Genomic DNA, 22,508 nt, shown 5'->3' on the forward strand with positions numbered 1-22,508 from the left:
CGCGGCGGGACATGCTTGCGATTCTATGCCGGTTGGGGCGCGCGGTCAGGCCGCGGCCTTGGCCGACAGCTTGGTCTTGTAGAGCCAGTCCTTGTAGTCGTCCAGGTCGCCGTCGAACGGGCTGAAGCGGCCATCGGCCACGATGATGAACTGATCGGTGGTGGCGCGCAGCAGGTGGCGGTCGTGCGACACCAGCACCAGCGTGCCTTCGAACTGCGCCAGCGCGGTGGTCAGCGCCTCGCGGGTTTCCAGGTCGAGGTGGTTGGTGGGCTCGTCCAGCAGCAGCAGGTTGGGGCGCTGCCACACGATCAGCGCCAGCGCCAGGCGGGCCTTCTCGCCGCCCGAGAACGGCGCGATCGAACTGGTGGCCATGGCGCCGTTGAAATTGAAGCTGCCCAGGAAGTTGCGCAGTTCCTGCTCGCGGACCGTGGGCGCGATCTTGGTCATGTGCCACAACGGCGATTCGTCATGGCGCAGCATCTCGACCTGGTGCTGGGCGAAGTAGCCGATCGACAGGCCCTTGTTGAATTGCGTCTCGCCCGCCAGCGCTTGCAGCTCGCCGGCGATGGTCTTGATGAAGGTCGACTTGCCGGCGCCGTTGATGCCCAGCAGGCCCAGGCGCTGGCCCGCCTGCAGCGAGAAGTCGATGCCCGACACGATGATCTTGTCGGACGTGACGCCGCTGTCCTCGTCGGTGTTGCGGTAGCCGGCGCTGACCTTGTCCATCGTCAAGAGCGGGTTGGGCGCGCGCAGCGGCTCGCGGAACTCGAACGAGAATTCGGCGGCGGCGCGCAGCGGCGCCACTTCTTCCATGCGCGCCAGCGCCTTGATGCGGCTCTGGGCCTGGCGCGCCTTGCTGGCCTGCGCCTTGAAGCGGTCGATGAACGACTGCAGGTGCGCGCGCTGGCGCATCTGCTTTTCCATCATGCCTTGCGCCAGTTCCAACTGGGCGGCGCGCTGGCGTTCGAACGACGAGTAGTTGCCCGAGTAGCGCTTGAGCTTGCGCTCGTCGATGTGGACGATGACGTTGACCACGCCGTCCAGGAAGTCGCGGTCGTGCGAGATCACGATGAGCGTGCCCGGATAGCGCTTGAGCCAGTCTTCCAGCCAGATGATGGCGTCCAGATCCAGGTGGTTGGTGGGCTCGTCCAGCAGCAGCAGGTCGGACGGGCACATCAGGGCCTGCGCCAGGTTCAGGCGCATGCGCCAGCCGCCCGAGAAGCTGGTCAGCGGCAACTGCATCTGTGCCTGGGTGAAGCCCAGGCCCGTCAGCAACTGCTCGGCGCGCGAATGCACGGTGTAGGCGTCGGCATCGGCCAGCGCGGCGTAGATGTCGGCCATGCGCAGGCCGTTCTCGGCGCTCTCGGGCTCCGCTTCCAGCGCGGCCAGCTCGGCTTCGAGCTTGCGCAGCGTGACGTCGCCGTCGATGGCGTATTCGATGGCGGGGCGGTCGAGCGCGGGCGTTTCCTGCGCCACGTAGGCCATGCGCCAACTGGCGGGATAGTCCAGGTCGCCCTGGTCCGCGTGCAGCGTGCCGCGCAGCAGGCCGAACAGGCTCGACTTGCCGGCGCCGTTGGCGCCGATCAGGCCGATCTTGTCGCCGGGGTTCAGGAGCAGGTCGACCTTGTCGAACAAGGGCTTGACGCCGCGCATGAGTGAAACTTGTTGGAAGCGGATCATGAATCGTGTGGCAGGAGGGGGCCGACCGGGGTGGCGTGAAATAAGCGCGGCAAGGCTCCCGCCACAAAGTGCGGCGCAAAAAGAAGGAACCGTGGAGCGGTCGCGCCGGCGGCGCGACATGCGGGCCGCGCGAAGCGCGGCTGGCGGACGGGGCGGATGCCCATCCGATCGCGGGCGCTATTGTAGCCGGCCGCGCGGACCCGCGCCCGAGGGCGGGTTCAGCCAGTCGTGGCGCGGCCTCAGGCCGGGGCCGAACGCGCGGCGATGGCGTCGGCCAGGGCCAGCAGGCGTTCGGCCTCGCGCGCGTGCAGGTTCTCGACCAGCGCGCCGTCCACCACCGCCACCCCCTGGCCGGCGGCCTGGGCCGCGCGCCAGGCATCGAGCCGCTTGCGCGCGCTGGCCAGCTCGGCATCGGTCGGGGCGAAGGCCGCGTTGGCGGCGGCGATCTGCTTCGGGTGGATCAAGGTCTTGCCATCGAAGCCCTGGTCGCGTCCTTGACGGCACGCGGCGGCCAGCCCGGCGTCGTCATCCAGGTCCAGGTGCACGCCGTCCAGCACGGCCAGGCCATGGGCGCGCGCGGCCAGCACCGCCAGCGAGCGCGCCAGCAGCGTCTCGTGGCGCTCGGGCGTGTGGCGGGCGTGCAGGTCCTTGACCAGGTCGGACGTGCCCACCACGATGGCCGCGAGCCGCGCGTGGCCGCCGGCGATGGCGTCCAGCCGCAGGAAACCGAGCGGCGTCTCGGCCATCGCCCACAGCGGCAGCGCGGCGGGCGCGCCGGCCGCGTCCAGCGCCTGCGCCAGGGCTTCCAGTTCGGCCGCCGACTGCACCTTGGGCAGCAGCACCGCATCGGCGCCGGCCTGCGCGATGGCGCGCACGTCGTCCAGGCCCCATGGCGTATCGAGCGCATTGACGCGCACCACGCATTCGCGCCGGCCATAGCCGCCGGCGCGCAGGGCCGCGGCAACCTGCTGGCGCGCCAGCGCCTTGGCGTCGGGCGCGACCGCGTCTTCCAGGTCCAGGATCAGCGTGTCGGCGTCGAGGCTGCGGGCCTTGTCCAGCGCGCGCGCATTGGCGCCCGGCATGTAGAGGACGGAACGGCGGGGACGGGCGGCGAGGGACATGGATTCAACTCTTGGGATTGCTGATGACCTGCACGGGCATGGTGCAGACGTAGCCGACGCCATACACCGTGCGGATGCCCATGTCGCCGCCGGCCTGCGCGCGCAGCTTGCGGCGCAGGCGGTGCATGTGGGCGTCGAGCCGATGGGTGTCGTAGGCTTCGGCGCTGGCGCCGAGCGCCTCGACCAGCCGGCCGCGCGACAGCGGCAGCGGCGCGGCCTGGATCAGCGCGCCGATCAGGCGGCTCTCGGTATCGGTGATGTCGACGTGGACGCGCTTGGGCGAGACCAGCATGCGGCGCGCCGGATCGAAGCGCCAGGTCTCGGCGCTGGGCGCTTCGGGGCCGGCCGCGGGCACCACCCTCAGCCGGCGCGACAGCGACACCAGCGTGGCGCCCAGTTCGGCCAGGTTGACGGGCTTGGTCAGGTAATGATCGGCGCCCAGGCTCAGGCCGGACACCTTGTCTTCGCTCAACAGGCGACCAGTGAGCATGATGATGCCCATCGAGGGATAGGTGGTGCGCAGGTGGGACACGCGCGCCAGTCCGTCGCCATCGGGCAGCATCGCGTCCAGCACCAGGATGCCGGGCGTCACGCTCAGCAGCAGTTGGTCGAGTTCGGACAGCGAACCCGCGGTGAGGATGGCTTCGCCCAGGCCGAGGTCGTGGATGAATTCGGCGATGCTGTCGCGCCAGTCCCCGTGATCGTCGACGATGATGATGGTCACGGCGCCGGACGAGCTAGCGGTTGTGCGCGAGGCGCTCCAAGGGCAAACACGCTTTCCGCTCCTTTCATGCTACGGCTTCTTATTGGTGTGGAGGACTCCGCCTGGCGCAGGCCGGATACGGCGCCATCGGTGTGATCCCCTCGAGGCGCTTTCGCGGAGAATATCATTATCGCCGCCGCGGCGGCGCGGCATATTGCGGCGCAGCGAATGCCGTCGCAAGGCGCCTCGAACCGCGCTGATACCGGTGGTCAAAAAATGACCAGCCCCGGTAGCGGCGTCGTAACGGCCAGCAGTCGTGCGCCCGTGAGTTTTTTATCCACAGAAACTGTGGATAAAAAATTCGCCCGGCATCGATTCAGCGATTGCGCCGTGCCGCGCGGGTCATTGCGGCGGCGCGGCCGGGTCCGTCAGGTATTCCACGGGCACGCCCTGGGGCACCCGGCGGACGCGATCGCGTTCGATGCGGGGCGGGGCGAAGCGCGTCTTGCGGGCCGCGGCGTTCTGCAGCAGCACCGACAGCACCGCGCCCTTGTCCTGGATCCATTGGGTCTTGCCGCGCAGCAGCTTCATTGCGTTCTCGGCGGTTCCCAACTTGTAGGACATCGAGTTGATCTGGACCGACGTCTTGCCGTTGAATGCGGACTCGTCCTGTTCGGTGAGCGCCGCGGCGTCGAGATTGCTGCTTTCGTGGTCGATGCGGTAGATGAATTTGAGGCCACTGAACGGGTCCTGCACCACGACGAGCTTGTCCGAACCCGAGACGTCCGACAGCATGCCGATGACCAATGATTCAACCAACTGGTTGCCCCGTTGCTCTTCGGTGTAGATGAAGATGGTGCGCTGGTTGTGCCCGAGCGGCGAGGGCGGGGCGAGGGGAGAACGATCCATACCTGACTTGAAAGAGGCGGGGGCGGGTGGAAACTTGCCCCGCGGTACTGCGTTAACGGCGTCGCGTCCGGTGAACTTGAGCGCCGGCCCTGATGCAAACAAAGAGCAAGGTCCCGTCCGGGCTACGGCGCGCGCCGCAGGCGCGCCAGCAGGCGCGCTTTGGCGGCGGGCCAATCCTCGTCGAGGATGGCAAAGTAGACCATGTCGCGGGTGCGTCCGGACTGCGCGATGAGGTGCTTGCGGAAGACTCCTTCCTCGACGCCGCCGATACGGAGAATGGCCTGCCGGGATTGCAGGTTGGTCACTTCCGTCTTGAACACGACCCGTATGATACCAATTGTTTCAAAGGCGTGCTGCAATAAAAGGTACTTGGCCTCGGTGTTGGCGCCGCTGCGCTGGCTGGCGGGGGTGAGCCAGGTGGCGCCGATCTCCAGGCGCCTGTGCGGCAGGGCGATATCCATATAACGGGTGGTGCCGATGACCCGGCCGTCTTCGCGGCGCACGATGGCGAACGGCAGGCAGGCGCCGGCGGCCTGGCCGTCCAGCGCGCGCTCGACGTAGCGGCGCATGTCGTCGGCGGATTCGACCGGTTCGGGCTGCAGCCGCCACAGTTCCGGGTGCAGCCCAACCTCGGCCAGCGCGGCGGCGTGCGCCAGGGTCAGGGGCTCGAGCCGGACGATCTCGCCTTCCAGGGTGACGGGCGGCAGGCGGGCGGGGGAAGACATGACGGGAGACTCCGCGGACGCGTCGCGGTCGGGCGCCCGCCGTCATGGCGGCGTCCCGGACGCCCAGCGATTCTACGCCCGCCGTCGGCGGCTTGCCGAACCCCCGCGCCCGGGCGCAGAATGCGGCGCATGAAAACTGACGTGGTTGTCCTGGGCGCGGGCATCATCGGGGTGAGCACCGCGCTGCACCTGCAGGCGCGCGGCCGCTCGGTGGTCCTGCTGGACCGGCGCGGTCCCGGCGAGGAAACCAGCTATGGCAACGCCGGGCTGATCGAACGCGCCAGCGTCATTCCCTACGCCTTTCCGCGCGACTGGCGCAGCCTGCTGCGCTATGCCGGCAACCGCACCCCCGACGTGCGCTACCACGCGCGTTTCCTGCCGCGCATCGCGCCCTGGCTGCTGCGCTACTGGTGGCATTCGGCGCCGTCGCGGCTGGCGCGCGCCGCGGCCGCGATGCTGCCGCTGATCGAGCGCAGCGTGGCCGAACACGACGCGCTCAAGGACGCCGCCGGCATCGGCGCGCTGTTTCGCCGCAATGGCTGGATCGATGGCATGCGCAGCCAGCAAAGCCTGGACCGCGCGGTGGCCGAGGCCGCCGCGCTGGCCGAGTACGGACTGGACTACCAGTTGCTGGACCGCCAGGCCCTGTCGGCGCTGGAGCCGTCGTTGTCGCCGCGCATGGTGGGCGCGATCCACTGGCGCGACCCGGTCAATGTGTCGGATCCGGGCGCGGTGGCGCGCGGCTACGCGGCGCTGTTCCAGCGGCGTGGCGGCTCGCTGGCGCGTGGCGATGCGCGCAGTCTCGAGGCGGTGCCTGGCGGCTGGCGCGTGCGCGGCGTGACGGGGGCCGTCCAGGCGCGCGAGGCGGTGGTGGCGCTGGGGCCGTGGTCGCCCGACGTGCTGCGGCCGCTGGGGTATCGCGTGCCCATGGCGGTCAAGCGCGGTTATCACCAGCATTTCGCGTTGGAAGGCGGGGCCTCGCTGGCGCATCCGGTGGCCGATATCGACAGCGGGTTCGTGATGTCGCCCATGACACTGGGCCTGCGCCTGACCACGGGCGCCGAATTCGCGCCGCGCGACGCGCCGCCGTCGCCAGTGCAGGTGACCCGCACGCGGGCGCTGGCGGCGCAGTTGCTGCCATTAGGCGAGGCGGTGGAGAAAACGCCCTGGATGGGCTGCCGGCCGTGCATGCCGGACATGCGCCCGGTGATCGGCGCGGCGCCGCGCCATGCGGGCCTGTGGCTGGCCTTCGGCCATGCTCATCACGGCTTCACACTTGGGCCGGTGACCGGCAAGCTGCTGGCCTGCCTGATGACGGGACAGGCGCCGGACATGGATCCGGCGCCGTATGCGTTGAATCGCTAGCGCATTTTGCGGGGCACTCCCGGCCGTCCGGCGCGATGCCGCGCGCACCGGGGCGGGTTGTCAGGCGCGGGCCTTGGCGCGGCGCTGGCGCACCGCGTCGGCCAGCAGGTCCAGCACCGGCAGCGTCTGGGTCCAGCCCAGGCAGGCGTCGGTGATCGACACGCCATGACGCAGCGGCTGGCCGGGCTTGAGGTCCTGGCGGCCTTCCTCTAGATGGCTCTCGATCATCACGCCGGTGATGCGCGTGTCGCCCTGGGACAATTGGGCGGCGATGTCGCGCGCCACGTCGACCTGGCGCAGGTGCGATTTGTTGGAGTTGGCGTGCGAGCAGTCGATCATGACCTGCTCGCGCTGGCCGGCGGCGCGCAGCACCGCGCAACAGGCGTCGACGCTGGCGGCGTCGTAGTTGGGGCCTTGCTTGCCGCCGCGCAGGATCACATGGGTGTCGGCATTGCCGCGCGTTTCGAAGATGGCCGCCATGCCCATCTTGGTCATGCCCATGAAGGCGTGCCTGGCGCTGGCGGCGACGATGGCGTCGGCCGCGATCTGCACGCCGCCGTCGGTGCCGTTCTTGAACCCGAGCGGGCAGCTCAGGCCGGAGCTCAGTTGGCGGTGGCTGGGGCTTTCGGTGGTGCGCGCGCCGATGGCGCCCCAGGCGATCAGGTCGGCGATGTACTGCGGGCTGAGCAGATCGAGGAATTCGGTGGCGATCGGCAGGCCCAGGCCGCTGATGTCCAGCAGCAGTTCGCGGGCGCGGCGCAGGCCTTCGTTGATGCGGAAGCTGCCGTCCAGGCGCGGGTCGTTGATGTAGCCCTTCCAGCCGACGGTGGTGCGCGGCTTCTCGAAATAGACACGCATCACGATCAGCAGGTCGTCACGGTACTGGTCGGCGGCGGCGCGCAGTTGGCGCGCGTATTCCATCGCCTGGCCGTGGTCGTGGATCGAGCAGGGGCCGACCACCAGCACCAGGCGGTCGTCGCGGCCGTGCAGCACGTCGGCGATGCGGGCGCGGCTGTCCTCGACCAGCGTCTGGATCTCGGCCGACACCGGCAGCTCGTCCTGCAGCAGCGCGGGCGAAATCAGCGGACGCACCGCGCTGATGCGGGTGTCGTCCGTGCGGGTGTTGTCCTGGGTGGCGTCGGCCGTGCCGACCTCGCGGTCGTGCAGGGGATCGTCAATGCGGGTCAAGGGAAGCTCCGTGCCATAGATGCGGAAAAGACCATCATTATCGCACCGGCCGGCGTCGTCCGTCCGGGCTATGTCCCCGTGCGCCCTAGGACGATCGATGGCGACCGGGCGGCGAATGGGCCTAGGGCGTGTTCGGTGGCGCTACAGTCGGGGCAGATGCCTTAGCATTGACGCAACCGCCTTAGCGATGACGCCATGCGTTCCCGCGACCGCGCCCCAGGCCGAGCGCCCCGCGCCCGGCTCACCGCCTGCCGCACGCCCGAGGACATGACCGATGCCCAAACTCCACGCCGGCGCCTCTCGACGGATCCTCCTGGTGGAAGACCACCCGGTGGAGCGGGCGTATCTGCAGAACATGCTGCTGGCCCTGGGATACCGGCGGGTGGCCGGCGTGGGCAGCAGCGCCGAGGCCATCGCCGCCCTGGCGCGCCAGGCCTACGACGTGGTCATCAGCGACATCGTCATGGGCGAGGGCGACGGCACGCGCCTGCCCAACGAACTGCGCCAACTGGTCGACGGGGGACGGCTCAAGAGCATGCCGCCGATCGTCTGGATCAGCAGCCTTTCCGACGAGCTGCTGCAATCGCATGTGCGGCTGGCGCTGCAGGCCGGCTGCCCGTCGTCGCAGGCGCTGGCCAAGCCGGTGACGCGCACCGCCATGCAGCATGCGATCAAGACGGCGCTGCACAGCCTGGACGATGACACGGCCTCGCCGCGCCGCACCGCGGTGCGGCGCGAGGTGATCGAGGCGGAACTGGGGCGCGCGCTCAGTTCCGGCGACGGCATGAGCGTGGTGCTTCAGCCCCAGGTGGACCTGGGCACGGGACGCACGGTGGCGGCCGAGGCGCTGTCGCGCTGGGACCATCCGACGCTGGGCGTCATTCCGGCGGTGGATTTCGTGCCGGCGGCGCACCGTCTGGGGCTGGACCAGACCTTGTTCAACCGTGTCGCCGACTGCGTGGTCGAGGTGCTGGCCGAGATGCACGCGGAGGGCATCGCGGTGCCGATCGCGATCAACGCCTCGGCCTCGACGCTGTGCGCGCCCGGGCTGCCGGACAGCCTGGAGCAGCGGGTGACCCGGGCCGGGCTGCCGGCGCGGCTGGTCAAGGTCGAACTGACGGAAGACGAGCCGGTCACCGACTGGCTGGCGCTGTCGTCGGCCCTGAACCTGCTGCGGGTGCGCGGCTTCGAGCTGGCGATGGACGATTTCGGCGCGGGCATCGCGTCGATGCGGCTTTTCTCGGCCATGCCGTTCACCGAGCTGAAGATCGACCGCGACTTCATCGTCCACATGCACCGCGAACCGGCCTCGCGCGCGGTGGTGGCGGCGGCCATCGAGATGGGGCGGGTGCTGGGGCGGCGGGTGGTGGCCGAAGGGGTCGAGCAGGAGCGCGACATCCTGCTGCTGCGCGAGTTGGGGTGCACGCTGGCGCAGGGCTATGGCATTTCGATGCCGCTGGCCCCCGCCGATTTCATCGCGTTCTGCCGCCGGCAATGAGGCCGGCCGGCGGCGTCGCCATCGCCGCTCAGATACCGGCGACGTCGATGTCGCCCGGGTAGTCGACCGAGAACTTGAGCACCGCGTCGCGCGACTTGCCGGGCTCCATTTCCCAGTTCCACACCAGCACGCCGTCGTCTTCGCGCTTGATGTCGCGCTCGGACGGCGACAGCAGCTTGACCTCGATCTTCTCGTTGCGCGAGATCGGCAACCGGTCCTTGAAGCTCACCTGTTCCTTGGTGGCCTTGTTGTTCTTGACCGTGATCTTGTACTCGTAAGTCACGCGCTTGCCATTGCCCGAGAACCCGGTGCTTTCGGTGTAGCGGTTGACCAGTTGGCGCTTGATCGAAATGCCGTCGTCGGCGCCCAGCGCCAGCTCGACCTTTTCGCCGGGCATCACCGATTTCATGGACGAGGCGGCCACGAAGGCGTCATCCAGGAAAGTGTTGAGCGTGCCGGCCAGGAACGGGTATTCGGTGTTGTTGTTGGCCAGCGCCGTCAGGAAGACGGCTTCGCGCAGCGCCGGGGTCGACTGGTATTGCAGCGTGGCCGGCAGCTTGGCGGTGGTGATGGCGACACGCTGCGTGCTGTTGTCGGACGGCAGCGTGGCGGGCGTGCGGATCTGGAACGAGGCGCTGGTGGCCTCGGACTGGACCGCGGCGGTCGCGACCGTGGCCTCTTCCAGGGCGGGCGCCATGTCGCCGGCGGCCATCTCGGCGGAGGCCGACTTGGCGCTCTGGCGGGCCCGCGGCTCGGGACGCATGACCGGCGCCGCGGCCACCGGGGCCGGCATCGGCGGAGGCGGCGCCGCCACATCGATGATCCACGGATTCAGCTTGGGCGCGCCGCCGCCCAGCGCCGGGCGGGCGGTGGACAGGGTCAGCTTGACGTTGTTCCAGTCTTCGCCGGTGTTCTGGCGGATCACGCCGAAGTAGCCGAGATCGACGCTGCGGTCGGCCGGACGCAGGCGCGCATCGTACGACGGGGTCCAGCGCGCGCCGGCCACGGCGTAGGAGACGTTCAGGTCGAGCTTGCCGGCGCGGGCCAGGTTGACGCGCAGCGTGACGGTCTTGGTGCGGCGGTTGAGCTGGCCCTGCAACTGGCCCAGTTCGCCCTGCGCGGCGGACAGTTGGCGCTCGAGCTCCTCGCGCTGTTCGGCCACGCGGCGCAGGCCGGCGAGCGTGCGGCTGAGGGTGTCGGCGCTGAGGGCCTGGATCGCCTTGAGCTCATCGAGCGTCGGCCGCGGGCCATCCTTGGCCGGCTCGGTGGCGCCGCGCTGCATCATCGCCACCAGCTCGCGCTGGTTGTCCAGCACCGACGCTTCGTCGTCCAGCGCGGCCTGCTGGCCCTGCAGCTTGCGGATCTGGTCTTCCAACTGCTTGACGCGCTCGTTGGCGGTATCGGCCTGGAAGGCATCGCGCACCCGTACGTCCAGCAGGGTGGCCTGGCCGCTGCTCTTGGCCGAGACCTGCAGCGAATTCTCCTGCAGGCTGGCGGGCAGCTTTTCCAGGACCAGTTCGTGTTCGCCGGCGGGCAGGTCGCTGCTGGCGGCACGGGTGACGACGGCGCGGTCCTGGTAGACCGTGACCGCGCCGATGGAGGAGGCCAGCCCGGCCGCCGCGGCCAGACCGGGGAGGGTGGCGATGGCCACCGCCAGAAGAGTACGTTGCACGTGTGCACCTATAGGCAGGTTGGGCCGGCCGGCCTTCCGGTGAACGGGGCCGCAGCGGCGATAGCGCGACAATTTACAGGGCGCGGCGGGGCATGGGTTTACAGAAGATGTCAAAAGCGACAGGGCGATACCGCCCTGTTTTCAAGCGGGCGCGGACGGCTCCGGGTGCGCCAGCCGCCGCAGCATCTCGACCGCGTTGCGGGCGGCGACGGAGCGGTCGTGGCGGCGGTAGGCCATGTCCAGCAGGGCGTGCGGCGCGTCGCCCTTGATCGGCCGGTACTCGATGCCCTGGGCGCCCATGTGGCGCATGGCGGCGGGCACGATCGAGATGCCGACGCCGGCCGCCACCAGGCTGACGATCGAGGCCATCTGCGGCGCTTCCTGGATGACGCGCGGCGTGAACCCGGCGCGCAGGCAGGCGTTCTGGATCGCGTCGTACAGGCCGGCGCCGATGGGGCGGGGGTACAGCACGAAATCCTGGTCGGCCAGCGCGGCGATCGGCACGCTGCGCTTGCGGCTGAGCGGATGGTCGGGCGGCAGGGCGATCAGCATGGGTTCGTCCAGCACGCGCTCGGCCTCGAATTCCGGATCCAGCACGTACGGCGGCCGCACGAAGGCCACGTCCACGGCATTTTCGCGCAGGCCGCGCAGCAGGCTGACGGTATTGCTTTCGGTGAGGCTGATGCGCACGTCCGGATAGCGGTCGCGGAAAGCGCGGATGGCGCGCGGCAGATACGGGTGGAACACGGCCGAGGCGGTGAAGCCCACGGTGATGGCGCCGTGCTCGCCGCGCCCCAGTCGGCGCGCGGTGTCGATGGCGCGGTCGGCGCTGGCCAGGATGGCGCGGGCGTCCTCCAGGAACTGCGCGCCGGCCTCGGTCAGCTCGACCCCGCGCGGCAGGCGCAGGAACAGCGCCGTGCCGATCTCGCGCTCGAGCTGCTGGATCTGCTGGCTCAGCGGCGGCTGGCCGATGCCCAGCCGGGCGGCGGCGCGGGTGAAGTGCAGTTCTTCCGCGACCACGGTGAAATAGCGCAGATGTCTCAGTTCCATCGTTTAAAAATATAGCGAGTGCCGGTTTCATATATTGGACATATGCAGGGGAAAAGTCTACCTTGATCGCACGGGTCCATTGCCCGATGTTTTCGAGATTTCCGAGATGTCCACCGCCCCAGTCGTTCCTCCGTCTTCCCCCGCCGCGCCCCAGGCCGATTACCTCGCGCGCGGCACGCCGGCCTTGCGGCGCGCCCAGTGGGCGCTGTTCGCGGCGGGCTTTTCCACCTTTTCGCTGCTGTATTGCGTGCAGCCGCTGATGCCGCTGTTCACGCAGGCCTTCGGCGTCTCGCCGGCCCAGAGCAGCCTGGTGCTGTCGCTCTGTACCGGCCTGCTGGCCGTGGCGATCTTCCTGGTGGGGCTGTTTTCGCAGGCGCTGCCGCGCAAGCGCATCATGGCGTTGTCGCTGTTCGCCTCGGCCGTGCTGGGCACGGCGGCGGCGGTGGCGCCCGACTGGCACAGCCTGCTGGCGCTGCGCGCGTTGCAGGGCGTGGCGATGGGCGGGGTGCCAGCGGTGGCCATGGCCTACCTGGCCGAAGAGGTCGAACCCGACACGCTCGGTTTCGTCATGGGGTTGTACATCAGCGGCAGCGCCTTCGGCGGCCTGTCCGGGCGCGTGATCACGGGCCTGGTGTCCGACCATTTCGGCTGGCGCGCGGCGCTGGGCACGCTGGGCCTGCTGGGCATCGTCGCGGCGCTGCTGTTCATCTGGCTGCTGCCGGCCTCGCGCCGTTTCACGCCGCAGCGCTCGCGCGGCTGGGCCGGCGTGGCCGGCGACGTGCGCGACGGCATCGGGGCGCACCTGCGCAATGGTCCGCTGTGCGGGTTGTTCGCCATGGGCGGGCTGTTGATGGGCGCCTTCGTCACCGTCTACAACTACGTCGGCTTCCGCCTGGTGGCGCCGCCGTTCTCGCTGAGCCAGACCTTCATTGGCTTCATCTTCGTCGTGTACCTGGTCGGCATCTTCGCGTCGACCTATTTCGGCCGCCTGGCCGACCGCCATGGTCGCGGCGCGATGCTGGCGGCGGCCACGGGCATCGCGCTGGCGGGGCTGCTGCTGACCTTGTCGGACGCCTTGGCGGTGCTGATCGCCGGCATTGTGGTCTTCACCTTCGGCTTCTTCGCGGCGCACGCGGTGGCCAGCGGCTGGGTCGGCCAGATGTCGCGGGGCTACAAGGCGCTGGCGGCCGCGCTGTACCTGCTGGTGTACTACGTCGGGTCCAGCGTGCTGGGCTCGCTGGGCGGCCACTTCTGGACCGATGGCGGCTGGCCTGGCGTGGCGGCCATGGCCGGCAGCCTGTTGACGGTGGCGCTGGCCATCAGCGCGGCGCTTTACTGGCGCACGGCCCGCGTGCCGTCGGCTGCGGCGGTGGAGCGGGGCGCGTCCTGAGCGTGTTTGAGGGGATCAAGCGGCGGCCGCGGGCCGCCGCGCGCGCCCGGCCATCGCGCTTTCCGGTGGCGCCGACTAGGCGAGGGTGCGGACCGGGGGCGCCTCGGCCTGGGGCTCGGCGGCCAGGGTGGCCTCCATGCCCTGGCTGAGCGTCGCCAGCAGCAGGTGCGGCGGCAGGTTCAACTGCGCCAGCACCACGCTGCTCTTGGCCAGCCGGGCCACGTCCTCGTGCCGCAGGCCCGCCAGCCACTGACAGGCGCGTTCCGATATCTGCATGCCCGCCAGGGCCGGCAGGTTGCCGGCGCGGGCCATCCGCTGCAACAGCAGCAGATACATCAGATTGGTTTCGTGGATATCGCGCAGAAGCTCGGTTGATCGCGGCATCGGGTGCCCCTCACTTCATTGAATCCGCGGCCCGGCGGGTGCACGGGCCAGGACAGGCAAGGCGCGAAGCGTCCTGTATGGGCGTCTAGTCAAGCCCGCGAAGGCTTGCGTGCCGATATGGTTTGTCGATCATATTTAAGCGATCAGGGGCCGTCAGTAATGGATTTCCCGGTACTCGGAATTGACATATCTTCATTCATTGAAACGGACTCATTCTCATTTATAATGCCCTGCACGTTGGCCGGCGCATGATCCGCGTCCGCCTGTAGCCCGTCACCCGAGAGGCCCACGATGACCCTAGCATTCCAGGAGCCCAATTCGCTGCAGCGCGAGCACGCGGCGCTGCTCGCCGCCTATGGGCAGGCGCAGGGCCGCTGCAGCCGCCTGCTCAGCGCCCAGGCGCAGCGCATCCAGCACCTTGAAGGGGAGGTCCTCAAGCTGCGGGCCGCGGTGATCCAGCGCGACACCGCGCTGGCCTGGGCGCGTGAAGACCGCGCGGCATTCGAAGGCGCGGTTCCGGGGCTGCCCAGGCGGGTGGCGCTGGCCAGGCGCGTCACGCAACTGATGGAACGGGTGCAGAGCCTGATGCGCGAGCGCCTGGCCTGGCAGGATCGGTCCGCCGCGGCGCGCGCGCATTCGCTTGACGCCGCCACCGGACCCGCCGTGGCGCCCGCGGTGATCGCCGCGACGGCGCTGCGCGAGAAATCCGTGCTGTGCGTCGGCGAGGACGCCATGGCCCTGATGCTGACGCGCAAAGTAGTGGAAATGGCCGGTGGCCGCTACCTGGGCCACTGCGGCGCGGAAGGCGCCGACGGCGATACGTTGGAAGCCAGCCTGGTCGCCGCCGACCTGGTGATCTGCCAGACCGGCTGCGTCAGCCACGGCGCCTATTGGCGCGTCAAGGACCACTGCACCCGCACCGGCAAGCAGTGCGTGCTGGTGGACAAGCCCGAGGCGCTGACGGCGCTGGGGCTGGCGCGCGAAAGCGTCGACGTGCCGCGCTGAAGGCGGCGAGGCGGTCAATCGGCGATGTCTCGCCGTGGGCCGCCGGCAAGATGTAATGCCGAGTTACCGAGGGTTGCGGCTGCCGCGCCGCGCCCGCAATACAGTCTGGGAAGCCTGCAGGAGATTCCATGCTGACCCAGCGAGACCATGTGCCCCACCCCTGGACCAATACGCTCGCGCGTCTCGAAGACGAGCGCGTGATGTTGCAGCGCATCGCCGCCGGCGTGCCGCTGGCCGAGGTGCTTGGCCATATGCTGCACGCCATCGAAGCCCAATCCAGCGTCGAACTGCGCGCCTCGATCGCGCTGGTCGATGACAGCGGCAAGATCCTGCGGCACGGCGCCGCGCCGAGCCTGCCGCACGAGTTCAACAGCGCTGTCGACCGTGCGCCGATCGGACCGGACATGGCCTCCTGGGGCAGGGCCGCGGATTCCGGCAGCCCCGTCTACGTCGAGGACATCGCCAGCCATCCGGCATGGGCGTCATGGCGCGAGCTGGCGCTGTCGCACGGCCTGCGGGCCTGTTGGTCGACGCCGATCAAGGCCCCCGATGGACGCCTGCTGGGCGTGTTCTCGAATTACTACGGCTCGCCGCGCACGCCGTCGGCCGACGATATCGACGCCATCGCGGTGGTCACGCGCAGCGCCGCGCTGGCGATCGAACGCCACCTGACCGAAGTCGCGCTGCGCCGCAGCGGCGAACGCTGGCGCGCCATGTTCGACGGCATGCAGGAAGCCTTCTTCCTGAGCGAAGCGCTGCGTGACGCGCAGGGCCGCATCGTCGACTTCCGCTTCATCGAGGTCAATCCCGCGTTCGAGCGGCAAAGCGGCATGAAGGAGGGCGATACGCTGGGCCATACCCTGCGCGAGATGATTCCGGGGGTGCCGGACCGGATCCTTGACACGTTCGCGCAGGTGGTCGAAACCGGCGAGCCGGCGCAGTTCGAATTCGCGGTGCCGTCGCCGCAGCCGGCCTGGTACGAGGCCCGCGCGCGGCGCGAGGGCGACAACCAGATGATGGCGCTGTTCCTGGACGTCACCGCGCGCAAGACCGCCGAGGCGGAATTGTGGGAAGGGCAGCATCGCAAGCATTTCGTGCTGGCGCTGGGCGACCGCATGCGCGAACAGCAGCACCAGGCGGCGATCGAGCAGTTGGCCTGCGAGAGCCTCGGCCAGCATCTGGCGCTGGGCCTGGTGGCGCTGGTGGACGGAGCGGGCGAGGGCGCCGAGCCCCAGGTGTCGACCTGTTGGCGGCCGCGGCCGGGACGCGACGGTTGCGCGGACCTGGACCTGACGTTCGACTCGGCCTTCGTCGAGGCCGTGCGCGGCGGCCGCACGGCTTTCCTGGAGCCGTTGCTGGCCCAGCCCAACGGCGACATCATGCCGTCCGCCATCGTGGTGCCGACGGCCCGTTGGGGGCGGCCCGGCGGCGCGCTGGTGGTGCGGCCGACGGCCGGCACCCGGCTCAAGCGCGGCGACGTGACCTGCATCGAGGACGTGGCCGAACGCCTGTGCACCGCGGTCGAGCGTTCGCAGTATTCGCGCACGCTGGAGCAGCGCGTCGAGAGCGCCATTGCGGAACGCGACCGCATCTGGCGCCTGTCGCCCGAGCTGCTGGCGGTGGTCGACGGGCAGGGGCGCTTCGCCAGCGTCAACCCCGCGGTGCGGCCGATCCTGGGCTGGACCCCGGAACAGTTCCTGGCGATGGGGCTGCGCGACCTGATCCATCCGGACGACTACGAAACGACGCGCGAAGCGCTGACCCACGCGCGTCGCCCGGAGATGGCCCAGGGCGTGCGGCACCTGGAAAACCGCATGCGCAAGCGGGAAGGCGGCTATGCCTGGATCACCTGGAGCATGTCGTGGGCGCAGGACAGCCTCTATATGGCCGGCCGCGACGATACGGACCTGAAGTCCCAGGCCGAGACGTTGCTGGCGACCGAGCACGCGCTGCGCCAGGCGCAGAAGATGGAGGCGGTGGGGCGCCTCACGGGCGGCATCGCCCATGATTTCAACAACATGCTGCAAGGGATCACCGGCGCGCTCTACCTGATCCAGCGCAAGCTGGCGAGCGGCGTGCCGGAACAGGCCGGGCGTTTCGTGACCGTGGCGATGGACTCGGCCAACCGCGCCGCGCACCTGACACAGCGGCTGCTGACGTTCTCGCGGCGCCAGCCGATCGATCCGCAGCCGTTCAGCGTGGCCACGACGTTGCAATCGATGGTCGATCTGTTCCGCCGCTATACCGGCGAGGGCGTCTCACTGATCTTCAACGTGGACCAGGACCTGTGGCCGGTGCGCTGCGACCGCAACCAGTTCGAGAACGCGCTGCTCAATCTGGTGATCAACGCCCGCGATGCCATGCCGGAAGGCGGGCCGTTGACGGTGTCCGCGAGGAATATCCATCTGGACCCGGCATTCCTGCGGCCCTATCCCGGCGTGCCGGCGGGCGATTTCGTCGAGGTGCAGGTCATGGACGTGGGCTGTGGCATGACGCCGGACGTGCTGGCGCATGCCTTCGATCCGTTCTTCACCACCAAGCCGCAGGGGGAAGGCACGGGCCTGGGCCTGTCCATGATCTACGGGTTCGCCAAGCAGGCGGGCGGGGTCGTGACGCTGGAAAGCCACGTGGGGACCGGGACGTCGGTCCGGATTTTCCTGCCCCGCCATCAGGGCAGCGCCGCGGATGCCGTGGCGCCGCCGGCTTTGGCGCGCGCGCCCGGCGGTCGGTCGCACCAGGCGATCATCGTGCTGGTGGAAGACGACGCGAACGTGCGCGATATGGTCAGCGAATGCCTGGGCGAACAGGGCATACGGGTGCTGACCGCCAACGACGGCGACGCCGGACTGGAGCAGGTGCGGGCCACGGCTCATATCGATCTGCTGGTGACCGATGTCGGCTTGCCGGGATTGAACGGGCGCCAACTGGCCGATGCGGCGCGCGCCGTGCATCCCGGGCTCAAGGTCCTGCTGATGACCGGATATGCGGAAAGCGCCGCGCGTGGCTCCGGGTTCCTGGAGGTCGGCATGGAGCTGATTGTGAAGCCTTTCGCGCTGGATGCGCTGACCGCGCGCGTCCAGCGCATGCTTGAATCGACGTATGCCCGCGGGACGGGAGAGGGAGACGAATGAGGGAGTGCGGGTGTCAGGTTTGCACTGGACGGTAAAAAGTGCCGGTCGCGTTGCGGGCCCGCCCTGGCGCATCATCCCGGGCATACGAATTGCTGGATGGATCTGGCAACCTGAAAAAGGAGTGAACCATGAAGATTCGTGCCATGACCTATGCCATCGTTGTCGCCGCCAGCCTGGGCGGAGCCGGCGCCGCCTGGGCCCAATCCGCCAGTCCGACGACGCCGTCCACCGCGCCGAATGACGGCACGGCGGTGCCGCCGAACCGGCCGGTCCCTCCGGGCCAGGCCGCGCCCGCGCCCAACGCCGCGCCCAACAGCACCAGCACGCCGCCCAACCTGGACAAGAATATGGCGCCGTCCAGCGACAAGCGCAGCGGTGAAATGCCGCGGCGCCATCCCGAGGCCAACGACAATGTGCCGCGCACGCCGGCGGCCGGCGCCACGCCCGCGCCGGGATATCCCAACACGGGCGGCAGCAAGTAAGTGAAAGGGGCGCGGCGTCGATGACGTCGCGCCTGTCCGCGGTCAGTGCTCGCGCCGCAATTCGGCCGGCGGGAGCCGCAACTGGCCGCGGTATTTCGAGACCGTGCGACGGGCCAGGACGATGCCGTTGGCAGCCAGTTGCTGGGCCAGGGCCACGTCCGAGAGGGGCATGGCCGGATCCTCGGCCTCGATCAATTCCTTGATCAGCGCGCGCACGGCCGCGGCCGAGCAGGTGCCGCCCGAATCGGTGGGCAACTCACGCGAAAAGAAATGACGGAACTCGAATACGCCGCGCGGGGTCACCATGTATTTGCCGGTGGTGGCGCGCGACACCGTGGACTCGTGCATGTCCAGGTCGTCGGCCACTTCCTTGAGCATCAGCGGGCGCAGCGCCACTTCCCCATATTCAAAGAAGGTCTGCTGGCGCTTGACGATGGCTTCCGCCACGCGCTGGATGGTGGTGTAGCGCTGCTCCACATTGCGGACCAGCCAGCGCGCCTCCTGCAGCTCCTGCGCCATCGGGCTGCGGTCGTCGAGCCGCGCGCGCCGGAACAGGTCGGCGTAGACCTGGTGCAGCCGCGCCTGGGGCATGGCGCCCCGGTTCGGCACCACGCGCCAGCGGGAGCGCCATTTGTCGACGAAGACATCGGGCACCACGTACGCGGGGGCCTGGGCGTCGTAGCGGCGTCCAGGCTTGGGATCCAGGTTGCGGATCAACGCGCAGGCCTCGCGCAGCGCGTCGTCGGCGCAATTGAGCGCGCGCCGCAGGCCGGCTGCGTCGTTCTTGGCCAGCCGGTCGATGTGCTCGCGCACGATGCGAAGCGCCAGGGCGCGTATGGGCGGGTTGATGCCGGGGGCCGCCTCCAATTGCAGCGCCAGGCATTCCGGCAGGTCGCGCGCGGCCAGGCCCGGCGCATCCAGTTGCTGCACCAGGCGCAGGGCGGTCAGCCACTCTTCCTCCTCGGGAGGCGGGGCGAAGTCCTGGCTGAGGCTGCCGCACAGTTCGGCCAGCGGCGTGCGCAGGTAGCCGTCTTCGTCGAGCGAGTCGATGATGAACTCGGCCAGCAGCCGGTCGCGGGGTTCGAGCCGGTAGTTGCCCAGCTCCAGGGAGAGTTTCTCGCGCATGGAGACGGGTGCGCTGGCCCATTGGCCCAAGTCGTGGTCCTCGCCGTCGCCGCGTGGCGCGGTGGGATAGTCGCCCGCGTATTCCGGCGTGGCCGGGGGCTCCGCCGGCGTCTCCGCGGCGTTGGCCGCCGCAGGCTCCGCTGGCGTGCCGGACGGCGGTTCCAGGGGAGGAACAGCCTCGATGCCCCCAGCCGGGTCCGGCGCTTGCTCGTCCACTTCCTCGAGGAAGGGGTTGCTCGCCAGGGCCAGTTCGACCGCGGTGGTGAATTCGAGCGCCGACATTTGCAGCAGCTTGACCGACTGTTGCAGCCGGGGGGCCAAGGTCATCTGCTGGCGCAGACGCAGTTCTTGCATCGGGTGTCCCAAGGGAGTCTCCTGCCATGTGGCTGTCGGGGCGACGGTACATCCCTGGATACATGCAAAGATCGTGCCCGCTTGGCGCGCGGGCGACGGGCATGCCCGGGCGGGCAATGGCGCGGGCCAGGATTACAAGGAGACGTAAATATTGCCTTGGGGGGCGTTGCCGCCAGGGACGCCGCCGGGCAGGCGAGGTTCCGCCGGCGCCCGCGAGGGCGGGTTCAGGCAGCGGCGGGGCCGCCCGCGCTCTTTTCGTAGACGTCCAGGCGGTTGTAGAGGGTCTTCAGGCTGACGCCGAGGGTTTCGGCCGTAAGGCGCTTGTCGCCGCCGTGATGGGCCAGCGTGGCGAGGATGAAGTCGCGTTGCGCGTTGCCCAGCTCGGTGCCGACCGGCACGTTCAAGGCGCCGTCCTTGAACTCGGCGTGCGGCGCGACGCGCGGGCGCGGCAGGTCGATGTCGAGCTGTTCGTCGCCCAGGATGTAGGCGCGCTGCACGGTGTTGCGAAGTTCGCGCACGTTGCCCGGCCAGTCATGGCGCGCGATCGCCTGCAGCATGCGGGGCGAGAAGGCCTTGCGGGTATTGTGGCGCGTGTTCAATTCGGCCAGGAATTCCCGCGCCAGGACGACCGCGTCGCCGTCGCGTTCGCGCAGCGGCGGCACCCGCAGCGGGATCACCAGCAGCCGATGCAGAAAGTCCTGGCGCAGCCGGCCGTCGGCCACCGACTCCGCGGGGTCCCGGTTGCTGGCGCAGAGAATGCGCGCGTTGGCGCGCAGCAGGTCCGAGCCGCCGACGCGTTGATAGGTGCCGGTTTCCAGCACGCGCAGGAAATGCACCTGCATGTCGAGCGGCATTTCAGTCACTTCGTCCAGGAACAGCGTGCCGCCGCTGGCCGATTCGAAATAACCCGCGTTCTGCGCAAGCGCGCCGGTGAAGCTGCCCTTTTCGTGACCGAATAATTCCGCATGCGCCAGCGACCCGCTGATGGCGCCGCAGTTGACGGCGACGAACGGCTGGTCGCGGCGCGCACTGGCCGCGTGGATTGCCTGCGCCACCACTTCTTTGCCGGCGCCGCTTTCGCCCACGATGAAAACGCTGGCATCGGTTTCGGCGGCCAGGCGCACCTGGGTGGCCAGTTTCTGCATGATGGGGGAAAGACTGGAAGCATTCATTGTCTGGCCATGGTAGTGGTTGCCCCGGTACGCGGATGCGACCAGTTGCAAGTAATCGAAAATGTTGGTCTTTTCTATCGAATAATTACTTCAATCTGCTGCGACTTGGCTATGCTCAGGGATGGCCCCACAGGCGCCGGGCGCTGTTGCCCGAGCCACGGCTCCAGGAGATGCCATGCCCCACTTGCTGATCGTCGATGATGACGATGCCATCCGCGAAACCCTGGCCGAACTCGGCCGGGACAACGGCTTCACCGTAGCGCTGGCCGCCAGCGTCAAGGATGCGTTGATCCAGCTCGAGCGCCAGTCGCCGGACCTGGTGCTGACGGATGTGCGCCTGCCCGGGGGCAGCGGCATGGACATCTTCAAGAGTGTGGCCACGGCCAGCGCCGAGGTGGTGGTGATGACCGGCCACGGCACGGTCGACAATGCGGTGCAGGCCCTGCGCCTGGGCGCCACGGACTACCTGGTCAAGCCGATCTGCATGGAGCGCCTGAACGGCATCCTGGCCCGCATCATGGCCAATGCCGGCGGCGAGCTGCCGGGCAGGCCCTTCGAGGAGCCGGGACGTTTCGGCAAGATGTACGGCGCGTCGGCCCCGATGCGCGAGCTGTATCGCCAGATCGGCCGGGTGGCGCCCACCGACGTGACGGTGCTGCTGGTGGGCGAGAGCGGCACGGGCAAGGAGCTGGCCGCGCATGCGGTGCACGAGCTTAGCGCGCGCCGCCAGCGTCCCTTCATTGCGGTCAACTGCGGCGCCATTTCGCCCAACCTGATCGAGAGCGAGATGTTCGGCCATGAGCGCGGCAGCTTCACCGGCGCGGACCGCCAGCACAAGGGCTATTTCGAGCGAGCCGACGGCGGCACGCTGTTCCTGGACGAAGTGACCGAGATGCCGCTTGACCTGCAGGTCAAGCTGCTGCGCGTGCTCGAGACGGGGCAATTCATGCGGGTCGGCACGCATCGCGAAATCGCCTGCGACATCCGCATCGTCGCCGCCACCAATCGCAATCCCGAGCAGGCGGTGCAGGAGGGCAAGCTGCGCGAAGACCTGTATTACCGCTTGAACGTGTTCCCGCTCGAGCTGCCGGCACTGCGCGAACGCGGCGACGATATCCTGTTGCTCGCCGATCGCTTCCTGCAGGCGCAGAACGAGGAAAGCGGGCGGACCAAGGCGTTCTCGGCGCGGGCGGCCACGGCAATGGCTCAGTATGAATGGCCGGGCAACGTCCGCGAATTGAAGAACTTCGTGCGTCGCGCCTTCATCATGGCCGAAGGCGACGAGCTGGACGCGGACATGCTGACGCCGCAGGTCTCGCCAGGCGGCGAGATGCGCGGCGGACAGGTCACCGTGCCGGTGGGAGAAACGCTGGCGGAAGCCGACCGCCGCCTGATCCTTGCGACGCTCGAGCGTTGCAAGGGCGTGAAGAAACAGGCGGCGGCGGTGCTGGGTATCAGCCCCAAGACGTTGTACAACCGCCTCGAGGAATATGCGGCGGCCGGTTATGCGTTGCCGGGAGAGGAGCCGGGAAGCGCGCATTGACGTCCGCCTCC

18 protein-coding genes are annotated in these 22,508 nt (G+C 69.1%); 7 read left to right on the top strand and 11 right to left on the bottom strand.

Features of this window, described 5'->3' with window-relative positions; genetic code table 11:
* Positions 1 to 45 precede the first annotated feature (45 nt).
* From AAID08_RS13615 to AAID08_RS13635, 5 genes are all read right to left on the bottom strand, one after another.
* Positions 46 to 1,680 carry an ATP-binding cassette domain-containing protein gene (locus AAID08_RS13615; RefSeq protein ID WP_175142360.1) on the bottom strand — a complete coding sequence of 545 codons (1,635 nt, stop codon included), beginning with the start codon at positions 1,678 to 1,680 and terminating at the stop codon, positions 46 to 48.
* Between the two features lie 239 nt (positions 1,681 to 1,919).
* A complete protein-coding gene (locus AAID08_RS13620) occupies positions 1,920 to 2,801 on the bottom strand; it encodes a CoA ester lyase (protein WP_064523559.1) in 882 nt (293 codons plus the stop codon).
* A 4-nt stretch (positions 2,802 to 2,805) separates the two neighbouring features.
* Positions 2,806 to 3,525, bottom strand: a complete 720-nt coding sequence (locus AAID08_RS13625) for a response regulator transcription factor (RefSeq protein WP_343719026.1) — start codon at positions 3,523 to 3,525, stop codon at positions 2,806 to 2,808.
* Between the two features lie 381 nt (positions 3,526 to 3,906).
* Positions 3,907 to 4,413, bottom strand: coding sequence for a hypothetical protein (locus AAID08_RS13630; RefSeq protein ID WP_054502578.1), 507 nt, complete (start codon positions 4,411 to 4,413; stop codon positions 3,907 to 3,909).
* A gap of 122 nt (positions 4,414 to 4,535) precedes the next feature.
* A complete protein-coding gene (locus tag AAID08_RS13635; RefSeq protein WP_343719027.1) occupies positions 4,536 to 5,138 on the bottom strand; it encodes a GNAT family protein in 603 nt (200 codons plus the stop codon).
* A 129-nt stretch (positions 5,139 to 5,267) separates the two neighbouring features.
* Here AAID08_RS13635 and AAID08_RS13640 point away from each other — a divergent pair, with 129 nt between their 5' ends.
* Positions 5,268 to 6,503, top strand: coding sequence for an NAD(P)/FAD-dependent oxidoreductase (locus AAID08_RS13640; RefSeq protein ID WP_395757744.1), 1,236 nt, complete (start codon positions 5,268 to 5,270; stop codon positions 6,501 to 6,503).
* A gap of 60 nt (positions 6,504 to 6,563) precedes the next feature.
* Here the strand turns inward: AAID08_RS13640 and AAID08_RS13645 are convergent, their stop codons facing one another.
* Positions 6,564 to 7,691 carry a 3-deoxy-7-phosphoheptulonate synthase gene (locus AAID08_RS13645; RefSeq protein ID WP_054502575.1) on the bottom strand — a complete coding sequence of 376 codons (1,128 nt, stop codon included), beginning with the start codon at positions 7,689 to 7,691 and terminating at the stop codon, positions 6,564 to 6,566.
* A 274-nt stretch (positions 7,692 to 7,965) separates the two neighbouring features.
* Here AAID08_RS13645 and AAID08_RS13650 point away from each other — a divergent pair, with 274 nt between their 5' ends.
* A complete protein-coding gene (locus tag AAID08_RS13650; RefSeq protein ID WP_054502574.1) occupies positions 7,966 to 9,189 on the top strand; it encodes an EAL domain-containing protein in 1,224 nt (407 codons plus the stop codon).
* Positions 9,190 to 9,217: 28 nt separating this feature from the next.
* On the opposite strand, the gene AAID08_RS13655 is transcribed toward AAID08_RS13650, so the two are convergent.
* Entirely contained in the window at positions 9,218 to 10,861 is a 1,644-nt protein-coding gene (locus AAID08_RS13655; RefSeq protein WP_254603833.1) for a mucoidy inhibitor MuiA family protein, read from the bottom strand.
* Between the two features lie 141 nt (positions 10,862 to 11,002).
* Complete coding sequence (locus AAID08_RS13660) at positions 11,003 to 11,911, bottom strand: LysR family transcriptional regulator (RefSeq protein WP_054434913.1); 909 nt, start codon at positions 11,909 to 11,911, stop codon at positions 11,003 to 11,005.
* A gap of 106 nt (positions 11,912 to 12,017) precedes the next feature.
* Between AAID08_RS13660 and AAID08_RS13665 the strand changes: the two genes are divergently transcribed.
* Positions 12,018 to 13,301 (top strand): MFS transporter, encoded by a 1,284-nt coding sequence (locus AAID08_RS13665; protein ID WP_064527632.1) that lies wholly within the window; start codon positions 12,018 to 12,020, stop codon positions 13,299 to 13,301.
* A gap of 75 nt (positions 13,302 to 13,376) precedes the next feature.
* Here AAID08_RS13665 and AAID08_RS13670 read toward each other — a convergent pair whose 3' ends face one another.
* A complete protein-coding gene (locus tag AAID08_RS13670) occupies positions 13,377 to 13,685 on the bottom strand; it encodes a flagellar transcriptional regulator FlhD (protein ID WP_054502571.1) in 309 nt (102 codons plus the stop codon).
* Between the two features lie 291 nt (positions 13,686 to 13,976).
* Between AAID08_RS13670 and AAID08_RS13675 the strand changes: the two genes are divergently transcribed.
* The 3 genes from AAID08_RS13675 to AAID08_RS13685 all read left to right on the top strand — a co-directional run bounded on the left by AAID08_RS13675 (position 13,977) and on the right by AAID08_RS13685 (position 18,303).
* On the top strand, positions 13,977 to 14,690 hold the full coding sequence (locus tag AAID08_RS13675) for a DUF2325 domain-containing protein (RefSeq protein WP_336235665.1): 714 nt from the start codon (positions 13,977 to 13,979) through the stop codon (positions 14,688 to 14,690).
* Between the two features lie 128 nt (positions 14,691 to 14,818).
* Positions 14,819 to 17,821, top strand: a complete 3,003-nt coding sequence (locus AAID08_RS13680; RefSeq protein WP_395757745.1) for a PAS domain S-box protein — start codon at positions 14,819 to 14,821, stop codon at positions 17,819 to 17,821.
* Between the two features lie 128 nt (positions 17,822 to 17,949).
* A complete protein-coding gene (locus AAID08_RS13685; RefSeq protein WP_054502568.1) occupies positions 17,950 to 18,303 on the top strand; it encodes a hypothetical protein in 354 nt (117 codons plus the stop codon).
* A 42-nt stretch (positions 18,304 to 18,345) separates the two neighbouring features.
* On the opposite strand, the gene AAID08_RS13690 is transcribed toward AAID08_RS13685, so the two are convergent.
* Both AAID08_RS13690 and AAID08_RS13695 read right to left on the bottom strand, forming a co-directional pair.
* Positions 18,346 to 19,782: an RNA polymerase factor sigma-54 gene (locus AAID08_RS13690; protein ID WP_372413418.1), complete on the bottom strand. Its 1,437-nt coding sequence runs from the start codon at positions 19,780 to 19,782 to the stop codon at positions 18,346 to 18,348.
* Between the two features lie 224 nt (positions 19,783 to 20,006).
* Positions 20,007 to 20,954 carry a sigma-54-dependent Fis family transcriptional regulator gene (locus AAID08_RS13695; protein ID WP_231133044.1) on the bottom strand — a complete coding sequence of 316 codons (948 nt, stop codon included), beginning with the start codon at positions 20,952 to 20,954 and terminating at the stop codon, positions 20,007 to 20,009.
* A 175-nt stretch (positions 20,955 to 21,129) separates the two neighbouring features.
* Here AAID08_RS13695 and AAID08_RS13700 point away from each other — a divergent pair, with 175 nt between their 5' ends.
* Positions 21,130 to 22,497 carry a sigma-54 dependent transcriptional regulator gene (locus tag AAID08_RS13700; protein ID WP_054502565.1) on the top strand — a complete coding sequence of 456 codons (1,368 nt, stop codon included), beginning with the start codon at positions 21,130 to 21,132 and terminating at the stop codon, positions 22,495 to 22,497.
* The last annotated feature ends 11 nt before the right edge of the window (positions 22,498 to 22,508 follow it).

The organism is Achromobacter sp. EB05 (assembly GCF_044232075.1).
Classification (GTDB): domain Bacteria; phylum Pseudomonadota; class Gammaproteobacteria; order Burkholderiales; family Burkholderiaceae_B; genus Achromobacter; species Achromobacter dolens.